This window comes from Aeromonas sp. INTO2 (assembly GCF_049860605.1).
Classification (GTDB): domain Bacteria; phylum Pseudomonadota; class Gammaproteobacteria; order Enterobacterales; family Aeromonadaceae; genus Aeromonas; species Aeromonas caviae.
In genome coordinates, this window is sequence record NZ_CP187588.1 from 4,519,430 (window position 1) to 4,535,321 (window position 15,892).

The 15,892-nt window shown below is 63.6% G+C and carries 15 protein-coding genes; 12 read left to right on the forward strand and 3 right to left on the reverse strand.

Annotated features, from left to right (window positions below):
• Nucleotides 1–26: 26 nt before the first annotated feature.
• Nucleotides 27–1,730 (forward strand): urocanate hydratase, encoded by a 1,704-nt coding sequence (gene hutU / locus ACPW74_RS21470; RefSeq protein WP_279980994.1) that lies wholly within the window; start codon nt 27–29, stop codon nt 1,728–1,730.
• Nucleotide 1,731: 1 nt separating this feature from the next.
• Nucleotides 1,732–3,264, forward strand: a complete 1,533-nt coding sequence (hutH, locus tag ACPW74_RS21475) for a histidine ammonia-lyase (protein WP_266142405.1) — start codon at nt 1,732–1,734, stop codon at nt 3,262–3,264.
• A gap of 193 nt (nt 3,265–3,457) precedes the next feature.
• Here hutH and ACPW74_RS21480 read toward each other — a convergent pair whose 3' ends face one another.
• Together ACPW74_RS21480 and ACPW74_RS21485 are read right to left on the reverse strand one after the other, a co-directional pair.
• The gene (locus ACPW74_RS21480; protein ID WP_010672612.1) at nt 3,458–4,555 is read right to left on the reverse strand and encodes a calcium:proton antiporter; all 1,098 of its coding nucleotides are present in this window, start codon (nt 4,553–4,555) and stop codon (nt 3,458–3,460) included.
• 151 nt (nt 4,556–4,706) lie between these two features.
• Entirely contained in the window at nt 4,707–4,856 is a 150-nt protein-coding gene (locus tag ACPW74_RS21485; protein ID WP_425859236.1) for a hypothetical protein, read from the reverse strand.
• Between the two features lie 88 nt (nt 4,857–4,944).
• Between ACPW74_RS21485 and ACPW74_RS21490 the strand changes: the two genes are divergently transcribed.
• Together ACPW74_RS21490 and ACPW74_RS21495 are read left to right on the forward strand one after the other, a co-directional pair.
• Nucleotides 4,945–5,985 carry an IS481-like element ISAs19 family transposase gene (locus ACPW74_RS21490; protein WP_104452167.1) on the forward strand — a complete coding sequence of 347 codons (1,041 nt, stop codon included), beginning with the start codon at nt 4,945–4,947 and terminating at the stop codon, nt 5,983–5,985.
• Between the two features lie 565 nt (nt 5,986–6,550).
• The gene (locus tag ACPW74_RS21495; RefSeq protein WP_104452013.1) at nt 6,551–8,470 is read left to right on the forward strand and encodes an EAL domain-containing protein; all 1,920 of its coding nucleotides are present in this window, start codon (nt 6,551–6,553) and stop codon (nt 8,468–8,470) included.
• On the opposite strand, the gene ACPW74_RS21500 is transcribed toward ACPW74_RS21495, so the two are convergent.
• Nucleotides 8,467–9,381, reverse strand: coding sequence for a 1-aminocyclopropane-1-carboxylate deaminase/D-cysteine desulfhydrase (locus ACPW74_RS21500; protein ID WP_050498262.1), 915 nt, complete (start codon nt 9,379–9,381; stop codon nt 8,467–8,469). The genes ACPW74_RS21495 and ACPW74_RS21500 overlap by 4 nt on opposite strands.
• Nucleotides 9,382–9,501: 120 nt before the next feature.
• Between ACPW74_RS21500 and ACPW74_RS21505 the strand changes: the two genes are divergently transcribed.
• The 8 genes from ACPW74_RS21505 (at nt 9,502) to ACPW74_RS21540 (ending at nt 15,885) form a co-directional block, all read left to right on the forward strand.
• The gene (locus ACPW74_RS21505) at nt 9,502–10,365 is read left to right on the forward strand and encodes a hypothetical protein (RefSeq protein WP_041214302.1); all 864 of its coding nucleotides are present in this window, start codon (nt 9,502–9,504) and stop codon (nt 10,363–10,365) included.
• Nucleotides 10,365–10,958: a PilN domain-containing protein gene (locus ACPW74_RS21510; protein ID WP_010672617.1), complete on the forward strand. Its 594-nt coding sequence runs from the start codon at nt 10,365–10,367 to the stop codon at nt 10,956–10,958. Before ACPW74_RS21505 ends, ACPW74_RS21510 begins: the two co-directional genes overlap by 1 nt.
• Entirely contained in the window at nt 10,958–11,605 is a 648-nt protein-coding gene (gene pilO, locus ACPW74_RS21515) for a type 4a pilus biogenesis protein PilO (protein ID WP_039040419.1), read from the forward strand. Before ACPW74_RS21510 ends, pilO begins: the two co-directional genes overlap by 1 nt.
• A 28-nt stretch (nt 11,606–11,633) precedes the next feature.
• A complete protein-coding gene (locus ACPW74_RS21520; RefSeq protein ID WP_202044611.1) occupies nt 11,634–11,963 on the forward strand; it encodes a SctD/MshK family protein in 330 nt (109 codons plus the stop codon).
• A gap of 70 nt (nt 11,964–12,033) precedes the next feature.
• Nucleotides 12,034–13,710 (forward strand): pilus (MSHA type) biogenesis protein MshL, encoded by a 1,677-nt coding sequence (gene mshL, locus ACPW74_RS21525; RefSeq protein WP_425858465.1) that lies wholly within the window; start codon nt 12,034–12,036, stop codon nt 13,708–13,710.
• Entirely contained in the window at nt 13,689–13,871 is a 183-nt protein-coding gene (locus ACPW74_RS21530) for a hypothetical protein (protein ID WP_124244044.1), read from the forward strand. Before mshL ends, ACPW74_RS21530 begins: the two co-directional genes overlap by 22 nt.
• Nucleotides 13,862–14,752, forward strand: coding sequence for an ExeA family protein (locus tag ACPW74_RS21535; RefSeq protein WP_010672622.1), 891 nt, complete (start codon nt 13,862–13,864; stop codon nt 14,750–14,752). The genes ACPW74_RS21530 and ACPW74_RS21535 overlap by 10 nt, the downstream gene beginning before the upstream one ends.
• On the forward strand, nt 14,749–15,885 hold the full coding sequence (locus tag ACPW74_RS21540) for a tetratricopeptide repeat protein (RefSeq protein WP_425858466.1): 1,137 nt from the start codon (nt 14,749–14,751) through the stop codon (nt 15,883–15,885). The genes ACPW74_RS21535 and ACPW74_RS21540 overlap by 4 nt, the downstream gene beginning before the upstream one ends.
• The last annotated feature ends 7 nt before the right edge of the window (nt 15,886–15,892 follow it).

Genomic DNA, 15,892 nt, shown 5'->3' on the forward strand with positions numbered 1-15,892 from the left:
ACTGCATCGCTAAACAAGGAGTGTCTATGTCTGTACAACACCAGGATCCCCGCCACGATCCGAGCCGCGTGATCCGTGCTCCCCACGGCACCCAGCTGACCGCCAAGAGCTGGCTCACCGAAGCGCCACTGCGGATGCTGATGAACAATCTGGATCCGGATGTTGCCGAGCATCCCCAGTCCCTGGTGGTGTACGGCGGCATCGGCCGCGCCGCCCGCAACTGGGCCTGCTATGACAAGATCGTCGAGGTGCTGACCCGGCTCGAGGACGATCAGACCCTGCTGGTGCAATCCGGCAAGCCGGTCGGGGTGTTCCAGACCCACAAGGATGCGCCGCGGGTGCTCATCGCCAACTCCAACCTGGTGCCCCACTGGGCCAACTGGGAACACTTCAACGAGCTCGATAAAAAGGGTCTGATGATGTACGGCCAGATGACCGCCGGCTCCTGGATCTACATCGGCACCCAGGGGATCGTGCAGGGCACCTACGAGACCTTCTTCGCGGTGGCCAACCAGCACTTCAATGGCGAGCCCAAAGGCCGCTGGATCCTGACCGGGGGCCTGGGTGGCATGGGCGGTGCCCAGCCCCTTGCCGCCACCATGGCCGGTTTCTCCATGATCGCCGTGGAGTGCGACGAGACCCGTATCGATTTCCGTCTGCGTACCCGCTACGTCGACAAGAAGGCCCACAGCCTGGATGAGGCGCTGGCCATGGTCGAGGAGGCCAAACGCAGCGGTACCGCCGTCTCCGTCGGCCTGCTCGGCAACGCCGCCGACGTCTTCGCCGAGCTGGTGGCTCGCGGCATCACGCCGGACGTGGTGACCGACCAGACCTCGGCCCACGATCCCATCCACGGCTATTTGCCGCAAGGGTGGAGCGTTGCTCAGTGGCGCGAGCTGCAAAAGAGCGCCCCGGACGAGGTCAATGTGGCTGCCCGCCGCTCCATGGCGCGCCAGGTGGAAGCCATGCTGACCCTGCAAGCCCGCGGTGCGGCCACCCTCGATTACGGCAACAACATCCGCCAGATGGCGCTGGAAGAGGGGGTGAAAAACGCCTTCGACTTCCCGGGCTTCGTGCCGGCCTATATCCGCCCGCTGTTCTGCGAGGGCATTGGCCCCTTCCGCTGGGTGGCCCTCTCCGGCGATCCTGAAGACATCTACAAGACCGACCAGAAGGTGAAGGAGCTGATCCCGGACGATCCCCACCTGCACAACTGGCTCGACATGGCCCGCGAGCGCATCGCCTTCCAGGGCCTGCCGGCGCGGATCTGCTGGGTCGGTGTCAAGGATCGGGTGCGCCTGGGCCTGGCCTTCAACGAGATGGTGAAGAATGGCGAGCTGAAGGCTCCGGTCGTCATCGGCCGTGACCACCTTGACTCCGGCTCGGTGGCGAGCCCGAACCGCGAGACCGAATCCATGATGGATGGTTCCGACGCCGTTTCCGACTGGCCGCTGCTCAACGCCCTGCTCAACACCGCCGGCGGCGCGACCTGGGTTTCCCTGCACCACGGTGGCGGTGTGGGCATGGGCTTCTCCCAGCACTCCGGCGTGGTGATCGTCTGTGACGGCACCGACGATGCCGCCAAGCGGGTCGGCCGCGTGCTGCGCAACGACCCGGCCACCGGGGTGATGCGTCACGCCGACGCCGGCTACGAGATTGCCATCAACTGTGCCCATGAGGCGAAACTGGATCTGCCGATGATCGACGCCACCGGCAAAGGGGTGAAATAAGATGTTCGAACTCAATCTGCAACCGGGCAAACTCTGCCTCGCCACCCTGCGCCGTGTCAGCCGCGAGCCGGTACACGTCAGCCTGGATCCGGCTGCCCTGGCGGGGATCCACGCCTCCGCCGCCGTGGTCACCAAGGTGATCGAGCAAAACCGGGTGGTCTATGGCATCAACACCGGCTTTGGCCTGCTGGCCAATACCCGGATCCCGGTGGAGCAGCTGGACGAGCTGCAACGCTCCATCGTGCTCTCTCATGCGGCGGGGATTGGCGAGTACATGGATGACGCCACCGTGCGGTTGATGATGGTGCTCAAGCTCAACTCGCTCGCTCGTGGCTTCTCCGGCATCCGGCTGACGGTGCTCGAGGCCCTGATGACCCTCATCAACGCCGAGGTCTACCCCGTGGTGCCGAAGAAGGGCTCCGTCGGCGCCTCCGGCGATCTGGCGCCCCTGGCCCACATGAGCTGCCTGCTGATCGGTGAAGGCAAGGCCCGTCACAAGGGCGAGCTGATCGACGCCGCCACTGCCCTGAAGATTGCAGGATTGGAGCCCATCGCCCTGGCGCCGAAAGAGGGGCTGGCCCTGCTCAACGGCACCCAGGCGAGCACCGCCTTCGCGCTGGAAGGGCTGTTCCATGCCGAGGATCTCTACGCCGGTGCCATCACCATCGGTGCCATGAGCGTTGAGGCGGCGCTGGGCAGCCGCCGGCCGTTCGATGCCCGCATCCACGAGGTGCGCGGTCAGCGCGGCCAGATCGATGCGGCCGCCTGCTACCGCCACCTGCTGGTGGACGGCAGCGAGATCGGCATGTCCCACCACAACTGCGAGAAGGTGCAGGATCCTTACTCCCTGCGCTGTCAGCCCCAGGTGATGGGTGCCTGCCTGACCCAGATCCGTCAGGCCGCCGAGGTGCTGGTGTGCGAGGCCAACGCGGTCTCCGACAACCCCCTGGTGTTTGCCGAGGATGAGGAGATCATCTCCGGCGGTAACTTCCACGCAGAACCCGTGGCCTTTGCCGCCGACAATCTGGCCCTGGCCATCGCCGAGATCGGGTCGCTGTCCGAGCGGCGCATGGCGCTGCTCATCGACTCGCGCATGTCCGGCCTGCCGGCCTTCCTGGTGAACAACGGCGGCGTGAACTCCGGCTTCATGATCGCCCAGGTCACCTCGGCGGCCTTGGCCTCCGAGAACAAGACCCTGGCCCACCCGGCCTCGGTGGACAGCCTGCCCACCTCGGCCAACCAGGAGGACCACGTTTCCATGGCCACCTTCGCCGGTCGCCGGCTGGCGGACATGGCCGAGAACACCCGCGGCATCCTGGCGGTGGAACTGCTGGCAGCGGCCCAGGGGCTCGACTTCCGCGCTCCCCTGCGCTCCACCGAGCTCATCGAGCTGGCCAAGGGCCGTCTGCGGGAAGAGGTCAGCTTCTATGACAAGGACAGGTACTTTGCACCGGACATCGAGGCGGCCGCCGCCCTGCTGGGCCGTGCCAGCTACAACGACCTGATCCCGGCCGGGACCCTGCCCAGCCTCTGAATTGGAGCTTGAGCAACCATAAAAAAGACCGCCCATGGGGCGGTCTTTTCATTTTCGTCTCCCGCGCTCCGCGTCGGGGCTATCGGAAGCGCGCTGCGCAGAGTGGCAGCAGGCAGGTGGTGGCTGCCTTATCCGTGTTCAAACATCCGGAACAGATAAACCACGAACAGCACTGGGGTGAGTGCTGGCAGCCTTATCCGTGTTCAAACATCAGGAACAGGTAAACGACAAACAGCACAAGATGGGTGGCGCCGTGCAGGGCGTGGGTGCGGCCGCTGCTGAAGGTCACTTTACAGACCATGAGCGTGGTGATGAGCAGCACCATGTCGGCAGGGGAGAGGCCCAGGCGCACTTCCTGCCCCATCAGGGAGCCGATGAAGAGCACGGAGGGTACCGTGAGGGCGATGGTGGCCAGCACGGAGCCGAAGTAGAGATTCATGGCCCGCTGCAACTGGTTGTTGAAGGCCGCCTTGATGGCGCCGACCGCTTCGGGAGCCAGCACGATACAGGCGACGATGAAACCACCCAGCGCCATCGGGGCTTCCATCACGTGCACCCCGTAGTTGATGGGGATGGCCAGGGTCTTGGCCAGCAGGATCACCACCACCAGGTAGGCGAGCAGCAAGAGGGTGTGATAGACGTTGCTCTGCAGCGGGCCGTGGTGATCCTCGAGATCCTCGTGATCGCTGTCGACGAAGAAGTGGCTGTGGCTGCGGGTCTGGATCAGCAGGAAGACACCATAGAGCAGGATGGAGATGATGATCAGCATCCATGACATGGCCTTGGAGAGGCTGCCCAGAGTGCCGCCCTGGGTGAAGTTCGGCAGGACCAGACAGAGCAGTGCCAGGGGAATGATGGCCACCAGATAGGATTTGACCCCGTCCAGATTGAAGTTCTGGGTGTGATAGCGCCAGCCGCCAAACAGCAGGGTGAAGCCCACCAGACCGTTGGTGACCAGCATCACCACCGCGAACATGGTGTCACGGGCCATGGTGGGATTGGGATCGCCGGTCAGCATGACGGAGGAGATCATCACCACTTCCAGGGAGATGACCGAGAGGGTCAGGATCAGGGTACCGAAGGGTTCCCCGAGCTTGATGGCGAGGGCGTCAGAGTGACGCACGACGGAGAAGATGGCCCAGGTCACGATGGCAAGCAGGGCCAGCGACACCGGCAGGTAGACCGCAAGGGGGGTTGTCTCTGCCAGCAGGTCGCTTCCCAGGGTTTTGAAGAAGAGCAGGGTCAGCAGACCGGCAGGCAGAGCAATCTCTTGTCGGATAAAAGACTTCATAGGCAGTGGTTCTCATCTCGGGGCGGCCTCGGCCGACGGGGTATGGAGCGACTTGGTGCACCCAAGGTGCACAGACCCATGATAAGGGGAGATGCTCCTCATGCGGAGCATCATTTTGTTGCAAAGGGTGAGAGGCGGGGCAGATACCGCCTCAGTGCGGATCGGAGGGGCTGGTTGCCTCGCCCTCTTGCCATGCCATCAGCCAGATCTTCAGTTTGCTCAGGGGCATGGGCTTGGCATAGACGTAGCCCTGGATCAGGTGGACTCCGTGGCGATGCAGATGTATGGAGATGGTATTCACCTGACAGTTGCCCACAAAAGGGAGTGGTCATACGGCTTCAAACCGGATAACAAAACGGTACCCCTACCGTGTTATCCGGAGTCACCGTATGACCACCAACGAGAAAGTAGCACGTCGCAAACTCAGCCTGCTAGAGCTCGCCAAAGAGCTCAATAACGTCAGCAAAGCCTGCAAGCTCATCGGCTACAGCCGTCAGCAGTTCTACGAAATTCGCCGTAACTATCAGACCTATGGCGCCGAGGGCTTGCTCGACAAACTACCCGGCTGTAAAGGGGCGCATCCCAACCGGGTCGCTCCCGAGATTGAACAGGCTATCCTCGATTACTCTCTCACCAGACCAACCCATGGCCCGCTGCGGGTCGCGCAAGAACTGGCTCTGCAAGGCATCAACGTCAGTGCGGGCGGTGTGCGTGGCGTGTGGCAACGTCACGACTTGCTCTCCAAGCATGACCGCTTGTTGCGCCTCGAGAAAACCCACAGGGAACAGACGATTGAGCTCAATGACGAGCAGATCCGCCTGCTCGAGCGCTTCAGCCCCGAGTTTCGCGAACGCCAAATTGAGGTTCACTACACCGGGGAACTGGTGGCGGTCGACACCTTCTTCGTCGGCGCACTCAAGGGGGTGGGCAAGGTGTATCTGCAAACCGTACTGGACTGCTACAGCCGCCACGCCTGGGGACGGCTCTACACCAGCAAGCTGCCGGTGACCTCGGTCCATGTGCTCAACGAAACGGTCCTGCCGTTCTTCGAGGCTCACGAGGCGCGGGTCTATACCATCCTGTCAGATAACGGGCGCGAGTTCTGCGGGCGCCCTGACCATCACCCCTACGAGCTGTTCCTGCAACTGGAGGGGATTGAGCACCGGACCACCAAGGTACGCAGGCCGCAGAGCAACGGCTTTATCGAGCGGCTACATCGCACCCTGCTGGATGAACACTTCCGTATCAAGGGGAGAACGACCTGGTATGAGTCGGTAGAACAGATGCAGACAGACCTGGATAGCTACCTGGGACACTACAACACCCAGCGGCCACATCAGGGCAGGATGATGGAGGGTCAGACCCCCTACAGCATGTTCAAGAAGGGTCTGAAATTGATACCGAAGGAAGTGCGCACTAAAGTAGCGTAAACAAGACACCGGTTTGAGGCCGGTGTCAGGTGATAACTAGATCTGTACACATGGTGGGCACCCTTCTTCCCTGAAATGAAACAACCCGATTGAGGCTCAAGCATCATAGCATTAGCTGCATCGATTTGAGTCAAGTTGGTCACACTTGGAACAAAAACGATAATTAATTGATAAATAAAGGATATGGCTACACACCTGAACAAGATTCAATCGCTGACCTGTCATAAATGACAATTGTCCAGCTTATCTGAAGTGGCTAAAGTAGCGATGCGGTTTGACTCACCGTGTGTTCAATACTCCTGTATCTATTTTTGTCAGTAGCACAGAGTGTTAGTTTTGATATGAGTGTTTCTTTTGGTCCCCGTTGTGGGACCATTTTTCTGTCCGTTCCTCAGCCTGTGTCCCCTCGTTCTCTCCCTTGATGCCTCTTTTGCGGCCCGCACAACGGCGCCGCATGACGCATCCGCCCGCTTATTTGCAGAAGCGGGATCTTCATCCATAGGCGGCGTTTGGTCTGGGCTGATACCATGATGCCCTATGGATGCTGTCGGCTACGGAAAGGCACATGAAACTGACCACTCAACTCGTCTCTTTTATTACGCTGTGCGTGATCTCGGCCATGGCCATGGTGATGCTCGGCGGGGTCTTCAGTTTTCGCCAGATGGGAATGGAGCTGCAGCAGAACCGGGTCGACTCCCTGGTGGAGATCATCGACAAGCAACTGGGGGTGACCGATGACCAGCAAGCCCTTGCCCGGTGGCTGCCCTCCCTGTTGCGGGCCTCCCATGTGGTGGAGCTGGAGATCCGTCAGGACAAGCAGCGGGTCTACTGGTTTCGCGATGTGCAGCAGCAGACGGACGAGAGCCTGCTGATCGCCTACAGCGAGGCGATCCCCAATCAGGCCGGGATGCGGGCCGACTTCAAGCTGGACAGGCCGTTCAAGGAGTTCGAGTACTCCATGAAGGCGATGTTCGGCATCTCTCTGGGTATCTTCATCGTGGTGTTCGGGCTCTGGTACTCCATCCGCTGGCTGCGTCTGCAGTTGCGCGGTGCCGAGCTGCTGGCGGAGCGTGCCCAGCTGATCCTGGATGGCAAGCTGACCAAGCTGGCCCATGACCCTGCCGAAGAGTGGCCTGTTTCGGCCAGTCAGGCCCTCACCCATCTGCTGACCGAGCTGGCCGACGCCCGCAAGGAGCGCAGCCGCTTCGACAACTTCATCCGCAGCAACGCCTTCGTTGACAAGACAACGGGCATCGGCAACCGCCTCTTCTTCGACAACCGGCTGGAGAGCGCCATCATGGAAGCAAGCGTGATCAGCGGCGGTGTGCTGCTGATCGAGCTGGCCGGTCTGGAGGAGCTGGATCCCGAGCTGAGCGGGCGCCCGAGCCAGGAACTCCTGATGGAGGCGAGCGCCACCATCGCCGCCTTCGTGCGAAAGCACAGCGGAGCCCTGCAGGCGCGCTATGCCGGTCAGGTCTTTGCCGTGCTGCTGCCTAACATGTCAGAGAGCGAGATGGTGGACGGTGCCAGCCAGTTGCTCAAGAGTCTGCAGCGGCTGCAATGGCCCGAAGCGGTCAATGCCGACACCGCCGTCTATCTCGGTGCGGTCTGCTACCAGGCACAGGATTCCCTGCTCAAGGTGCAGGAAGAGGCAGAGCTGGCGCTCAAGAGCGCACGCCTGCAAGGACACAGCGGCTGGTTCCTGTTCGAGAAATCCCTCAACGAGGAGGCGAGCAGCAAGGGAACGGTGCGCTGGCGCACCCTGATCAGCCGTCGCATCGAGGAGCAGGGCATCGACTTCTACGTCCAGCCTGTGCAGCAGGAGCGGGATCAGGTGGTGTTGCAGCAGGAGCTGCTCATCCGCCTTCACGACGAGCAGGGCCGGGAGCTGCAGGCGGGGGTCTTCATGCCCATGGCGGAGAAGGCCGGTCTGCTGCTGCCGCTGGACAGACTGGTGGTGGCCCGAGCCTTGCGACTGCTGCGCCAGCGACCGGCATCGAGCTGCCCTATCAGCCTCTCTCTGTGCGCCCAGAACCTGCTCACCCGCGAGTTCCAGCGCGAGCTCTTCTTCGAGCTGTTCCAGTTGCCGCGCAGTACCAACGAGGGGTTGATCCTGCAGTTGTCGGAGTCCCAGGTGACCCGCCACTACGAGGCCCTCAAGCGGCCGCTTCGGGCGATGCGCATGCTGGGGTGCAGGCTTGCCATCGATCATGCGGGCCAGGACGTGGTGAGCACCCAGTACATCAAGGAGTTCGAGATCCACTTCCTCAAGCTGCACCCCAGCCTGGTGCGGGAGATCCACCTGCGCCAGGTCAACCAGATGGCGGTACGCAGTCTGGTGGGGGGCTGTGCCAATACCCAGACCCGGGTCATCGCGGTGGGGGTGGAGAGTGGCGACGAGTGGAAGATGTTGCGACACCTGGGCGTGCATGCCGGTCAAGGTCCCTGGTTTGCCGACCCCGAGCCCCTCAACCTGCCTGACTAGCGCCCCGGCCGGGGTGACAGGCGGCCCTGCTCTTGCAGGCCCGCCAGCCCCTGCAAGCCACCGGTGTGGATGAAGATGATCTTGCTGCCGCGCGCAATGCGGCCTGCCGCCAGTTCGCGAAACAGCCCCCACATCGCCTTGCCACTGTAGATGGGTTCCAGCGGCAAGCCGGTTTCGGCACTGAATGCCTGCACCCATTGCCAGAGTGCCGGACTGAACCTGGCATAGCCGCCGTCGTGGTGATCCAGCGCGATGCGCCAGCCCGGGGTGGTGGCCGCCGCCGGATGCAACCGGCATACCTCGCCGGTGATGAAGTCGGCCCCCTTGAGCACCGCGATGGCCAGGATCTGCTCCTGCGCCCGCTTGCCCGCGATGAGTCCCGCCAGGGTACCGCCGCTGGCGCAGGGCAGCACCCAGAGATCCGGCGAGAAGGGCACCTCGTCGACCAGCTCGGCCACCCCGGGGATGGCCAGCGGGCTGCTGCCTCCTTCCGGTACCAGCAGGGTGTCGTCATCCTCGAACCGGGCAAGCCATTCGGGATCCTGGCGCCGGCGATAGTCCTGGCGGTCGACAAAAACGAGATCCATGCCCCAGCCTTTGGCCGCTTTCAGGGTGGGATTGCTGACGGTATCCCCTTCACCGCGTATGATGCCCGTGGTGCGCAGTCCCAGTCTGAGTCCTGCTGCGGCCAGGGCGTGGATGTGATTGGAGTAGGCGCCGCCAAAGGAGAGGATGTGGCCCTTGCCCAGCATCTGTGCCTGTTGCAGATGGTATTTGAGCTTTCGCCACTTGTTGCCGGAGAGGGTCGGGTGGATCAGATCGTCCCGCTTGCACCAGAGCGTGACGTCATGGGCTGCCAGCAGAGGATGCCGGATCCGGTGCAGGGGGGAGGGGAGCTGAAGGGGGGCCATGGGATCGTTTCCCGTGGGTGCCAGCGTGGTCGTCGATGTGTCGTTTGTCATAAAGTTGGAGGCTAATAGCCTGTTTATGTTAAGGTTTAGTCCGTTTTACGCGGCCAGATGAAGATCCAGATGAAGTCACTGTTCAGACGTTCTCCCTCCAGCCATCAGGTCGGGATCCTGCTGGCCAGCGATCGCATTCTGCTGGCCTGCGTGGACCCCGTTCCCGTGTTTGCCAGCCAGCCTGTCAACGGCCCCCACGACTGGTCCAAGGCCCTGGCCGAGCTGTTTTCCCGGCACGGTCTGGCCAAGTCTAAGGTGCGGGTGGCCCTCGCGGCCAGCCTTTATCAGCAGATCCAGATCGACAAGCCCGCCGTCCCCGATGCCGAGATGGCGGGGGCCCTGCCCTGGGCCATCAAGGATTTCGTCAACGAGCCGGTGTTGCAGCTCGCCATGGATTATGTGGATCTGCCGACGCCCCCTGCCGGGCGTCCGCGCATCAACGTTGTCTGCATGCCCAAGAGCCGGGTGCAGCAGGTGGCGGATGCGGTTAACGGCGCGGCGACCCTGGAGGCCATCGTCAGTGACGAACTGGCCATGACGGCCCTCTACGAGGCGGACCAGATGGTGCGCATGCTGCTCTGGCAACCGCGGGGGCAGGAGCTGCAACTGCTGGTCTTCCATCGGGGCGGACTCTGTTTCTCCCGCCAGTTGCGCGGATTTGCGAGCCTCACCGGCAGCCATGAGCCAGATGCCGACCAGCTCGACGCGCTGGCGCTGGAGATCCAGCGATCCATCGATTATCTGGCCGGCCATCTCAAGCTGCCCGAGCCCGGCCAGTTGCAACTGGCCATCGCCTCCTCCGCCATGGGGGTACTGGTGCGTCACCTGGAACAGACATTCGGTTTCCCGGTGTCGGCCATGGCAAACAAGGCGGTACTGGCAGGAGTCGAATACCTCAGTGCCTATGGCGCGGCCCTGGGCAGGAGCGACTGATGAAACACCATATCAACCTCTATGGCGCCGAATTCCGGCCAAGACGCCTGTGGGCCAGCCTGCCCCAGATGGCGTTGGTCTGGGGCGGCGTCCTGGTGCTGCTGCTGGGGGCCACCCTCTTCTATGGCTGGCAACAGCAGGGCCTCGATCGTGAATTGGCTGGCGTGCGGGCACAGCTCGACGTGCAGCGCGGCGAGGCCAGGCGTCTCGATGCGGAGCTGGCGCGCCATCTGGCGAATGCAGACTTGCAGCGGCAACTGGCCGACAAGCGGGAAGAGCTGGGGGCCAAACAGGCGCTGATGCAGCAGCTTGGCCACCTCTCCCTGCAAAAATCCCAGGGCTATGCGGGGGTGATGGCGGACCTTGCCCGCCTGCGGGATCCCCGCCTCTCCCTGCAACGGATCGAGATAAGCGACGGGCGCATCAACCTCGCGGGTGTGGCCGAACGCAGTCAGGACGTGCCCGCCTGGGTGAACCGCTTCAAGCAGACCCCCTCCCTGGCGGGCAAGCAGTTTGGCGAGCTCACCCTGAGTCGGGACAAGGAGGGCCAGCTTGCCTTCCAGCTCAGTGGCATAGCGCGGGAGACTCCCTGATGGACATGAAGGCACAATGGCAGGGATGGGCGCAGCAGATCGCAGCCCTCAGCCTGCGCGAGCGGATCCTCATTCTGTTGACCGGGGTCGTGCTGCTCGGGGCCATGGGCATCTATGGCTGGCTGGATGACGCCGACACCCGGCTGGGCCAGGATCGGCAGGCCCTGGCTGCGGCGCAGCGGGATCTGGAGATCCTGACCCTGGAAAATCAGGGCAAGCAGGCCAGGCTGGGGCGGGATCCCGATGCCCAGGTACGCGAGCAGCTCGCCAGTGTCGAGACCACTCTGCGCCAGATGGATGCCGAGCTGCTGGCTCAGACGGTGGATCTGATCCCCGCCCACGAAATGCCCGCGGTGCTGGAGGCCCTGTTGTCCCGCTCCGCCAACCTGCATATGCTGGCGCTCACCTCCCTCAAGCCCGAGCCGCTGATGGCCGGGGAGCAGAAGGTGAACCTGTTCAGGCACGGCATCCGGCTTCAGCTGGAGGGCGGCTATTTCGATGTCTACCAGTACCTGAAAGCGCTCGAAGCCCTGCCTCGGCACTTCTACTGGAAGGGCTTTGACTACCGGGTGGTCGAGCATCCCAAGGCGGCGGTAGCGATGGAGATCTACACCCTCAGCACCAGCAAGGAGTTCATCCGTGGTTAAGCGGCATGTCGGCGGGACGGGATCCCGCATTTTTGCCTTCCCATCCTGGCGCTGGCTGGCCCTGTGGGGGAGCCTGCTCGCGCTGCATGCCCAGGCCGAGGTGCTGCAGGATCCCACCATGCCCCTGGCGGGATCCGGCTCGGCGGCGAGTGTCGCCAAGGAGGCCGGTCTGCCCAGGTTGCAGAGCGTCATCCTGGGGAGCGGGCCCGCCCTGGCGGTGCTCGACGGTCAAAGCTACCGGGTCGGCCAGCAGGTCAACGGATTCCGGCTGGTGGGGATCAGCGCCGACAGTGTGGTGCTGGAAAAAGCGGGCAAACGCCAGACACTGACCCTGTTTGGCAGCAAGATCCGGATGTGAAGTGGGTGTCGCACGGGATGGTGCGGGCCAGGTTTGTCGAGTTTCATAGCGAGTCAGGTGCACGAATAACATGAAAAAACACCATTTTTGTCTGCTTCCCCTCGCGCTGGCGGTGGCGGGTTGCACTACCTATCGTCACCCCGAGCCGGTACAGGCCAAAGATGCACTCAAGCAGGCGATGAGCGAGCAGAGCCCGACCGCCCCCCTGACTTCCCTGCCGCCCTCGGTGCAGAGCGAGCTGTTGCAGCTCAATCGTCCCCAGCAGCCGATGACGATTCCCGAGAAGCGGATGCGCATCGCGGCCCATGACGTGGACGCGGTGGAGTTCTTCGGCTCCCTTTTCAAGGGCTCCCGCTACAGCGTGGCGGTCCATCCCGGTGTGGCGGGCGTCATTTCGGTAGAGCTCAAGGACGTGACCCTGCAGGAGGCGCTGGCGACCGTCGGCGACATGTACGGCTTCGATGTACAGCGCAAGGGCAACGTGTTCCACGTCTATCCCGCCGGTCTGCGTACCGAGACCATTCCGGTCAACTACCTGATGATGACCCGGCGCGGTCTCTCCCGTACCTCGGTGAGCACAGGCGGGGTGACGGCCAACGACAACAACAATGGCAATAACAACAACTTCGACAACGGCCTGAACAACAGCGGCAACAACAACAGCCAGGGCAACACCGCCAGCGGTGACAACAACACCAACAGCAACGGCACCCGCATCGAGACGGACAGCAACAACGACTACTGGACCGATCTGAGGGATGCCCTGCAGACCCTGATCGGCACAGGGGAAGGGCGGGCCGTCATCACCAGTCCCCAGGCGGGCCTGGTCACGGTGCGTGCCTATCCCAAGGAGCTCAAGGCAGTGCGCGAGTTCCTGGACCAGTCCGGCGAACACCTCAAGCGCCAGGTGGTGCTGGAAGCGCGGATCCTGGAAGTGTCCCTCAACGAGGGTTACGAGCAGGGGGTGGACTGGAGCGGCCTCTCCGCAAGCTGGGACGGCGGCAAGGGCATCAAGGGGGGCGGCTCCCTCATGGACAGCCCCATCGCCTCGACCCCCAACCAGATTTTCCGGGCTCTGGGGGGCGGCGCCGGTTTCACCATCTCCGATGGCAACTTCAACGTCGCGGTCAGCCTGCTCAAGACCCAGGGGGACGTGAACACCCTCTCCAGCCCGCGCGTGACGGCCACCAACAACCAGAAAGCGGTGATCAAGGTGGGGACGGACGAATACTTCGTCACCAACGCCTCGACCACCACCACCACCTCGGGGACTTCGGCCCCCATCGTCACCCCGAACGTGGAGCTGACCCCCTTCTTCTCGGGGATAGCCCTGGACGTGACGCCCCAGATCGACGAGCAGGGCAAGGTATTGCTGCATATCCACCCCTCCGTCATCGACACCGAGGAGCAGAGCAAGACCATCAGCGTCGGCACCGCCGATCCCTTGGTGTTGCCGCTTGCCAAGAGCTCCATCCGCGAGTCCGATACCGTGGTGCAGGCCAACAATGGGGACATCATCGTCATCGGTGGTCTGATGAAGACCGACAGGCAGGAGATTGTCAGCAAGGTGCCCCTGCTGGGTGACATCCCCTGGGTCGGCGAGGCCTTCACCAACCGCCGGGAGAGCAACCGCAAGGTGGAGCTGGTGATCCTGCTCAAGCCCACCGTGGTGGAAAAAGACACCTGGCAGAAAGAGCTGCAACGCTCCTCCGAGCTGCTCGACAAATGGTATCCCCCCAAGGGCTGATCCGGGATGACGCGCCTGTTGAGCACTCCTTCTCCCATGTGGTGGCGCCTCCCGGCTGCTGCCAGTCTGCCCTGCCCGACGGCGGTGGCGCCATGTCGCTGATCCGGGGCTGTCTGCGGCTGCGCGCCCTGGACTCTGGCCGGGAGGGGGCATGTATCTGAGCCACTTCGGACTGCGGGAGGCTCCCTTCGGCCTGACCCCGAACACCGGTTTCTATTACGGCCTGCCCCCCCACGAGGAGGCCATGCAGGTGCTCAACTGGGCGCTTTCCCAGGGGGAGGGGTTCATCAAGGTGACCGGCGAAGTCGGCACCGGCAAGACCCTGCTCTGTCGCAAGCTGCTGAGCGAGCTCGGCTCCGAGGCCTGCCCGGTGCGCCTGGCCTGGCTGCCCAACCCCCATCTCACTCCGGGGGAGCTGCGCACGGCCCTGGCCCTGGAGCTGGGGTTGACGCTGGCGGGGGAGAGCGAGCTGGATCTCACGGATCGTATTCACCGCCATCTGATCTCCCTGCATCGGCAGGGGAGTCGGGTGGTGGTGCTGATCGACGAGGCGCAAGCCCTGCCGGACGAGACCCTGGAGGCAATCCGGCTGTTTGGCAACCTGGAAACCGAATCCAGCAAGCTGCTGCAAATCGTGCTGTTCGGCCAGCCCGAGCTGGATGCCAGGCTCGGGCAGCCCCGTCTTCGCCAGTTGCGTCAGCGCATCGGTTTTTCCTACCGCCTGCGGCCGCTGCGGCTCGACGAGACCCGGGCCTATCTGGAGTACCGGCTGCAGGTGTCCGGTTATCGCGGGGCCGCCCTGTTCGATGGCCGCGCCCTGCGCAGGCTGTGGCGCGCATCCCGCGGCATTCCCCGCCTCATCAACATACTGGCGCAGAAGTGCCTGATGCTGGCCTATGGTCGCGGTGTGCGGCGGATCGACAGCGCCCTGGTCCGGCTCGCCATCCGGGATACCGATGATGCCCGCCGGGGCCGTCTCACCCTCTGGTGGCCCCTGTTGTTGTTGCTGGGCACCGCCCTGGCGTATGGAGTCTGGTCATGAGCGTGATCAATCAGATGCTGAAAGATCTGGATAAGCGTCAGCAAGAGGCCGAGGGAGCCGCCGTCTATGTGGCGCCGCTGCGCCAGCAAGGCTGGTGGATGCTGGTGCTGACCCTGCTGTGTACCCTGGCCCTGGGGATCCTCGGCTGGCGCACCTGGATCTTCTGGCAGCAGAGCCAGCGAGCCTCCCTGCCAGCGGCGCAGGTCGAGGCCCTCCGCACTGTCCCTGCGGCGGCGCCATCCGCGCCCCTGGCGGTGGTGGCCACCACGCAGGCGGTCTCCTCTGCCGCGCCAGTGGCAAAGGTGCCCGCCGCCAGTGCCGAGTCGACCGCCACGAGAGTGGCCCCCTCCGCAGCCGAGCAGGTTCCGGCCGATGAGGCCGTGCTCGCCGATGAGGGCAATCCGCAGGAAGCGCTGGGGGACGAGACGATCCCGAGCGACGAGGAGCTGCAGCCGGACCTCTATGCCGAGCTGGCTGCTGAGCAGGGCGCCGAAGAGGCGCCTGCACCCGCCGCGCCGCGCAAACCCGGGATCCTGAAGATCGAGACGGTGGAACTCTCCGACGCCGAGCTGGCCACCCTGGCCGAGCGCAAGGCGACCACGGCCATGGCCAAGGGACGGATGGAGGAGGCGCAGGATGGCTACTACGAAGTGCTGGCCCACGATCCCCACAACCAGGGGGCGCGGGAACAGCTGGCGGGCCTGCTCTATGGCGCCGGACGGCTGACCGAGGCCGCCCAGGTGCTGGAAGAGGGGCTGAGGCTGGATCCCGCGCAGGCGGACCTGCGTCTGCTGCTGGCCCGTGTGGCCATCAGCGGCGGGGATCGGCAGAAGGCGCTGGACTGGCTCACCGGCTATCAGCCCGATATTGCCAGCAATCTGGATTATTACGCCACCTGGGCCGGTCTTGCCCAGGAGCTGGGGCAGCCTGTCCAGGCGTCCGAGATGTACGTCAGGCTGCTGCGCCAGCCGCCGGATCAGGGGCGCTGGTGGCTGGGACTGGGGGTGGCGGAGGATGGTCAGGGACACCGTCAGCGGGCACTGGATGCCTATCGCAATGCCCAGTTGCACGGCAATCTGGGGGAGGCCTCCACCCAATGGCTTGAACAACGAATTGGCCAACTGACCCATTGATTAAAGC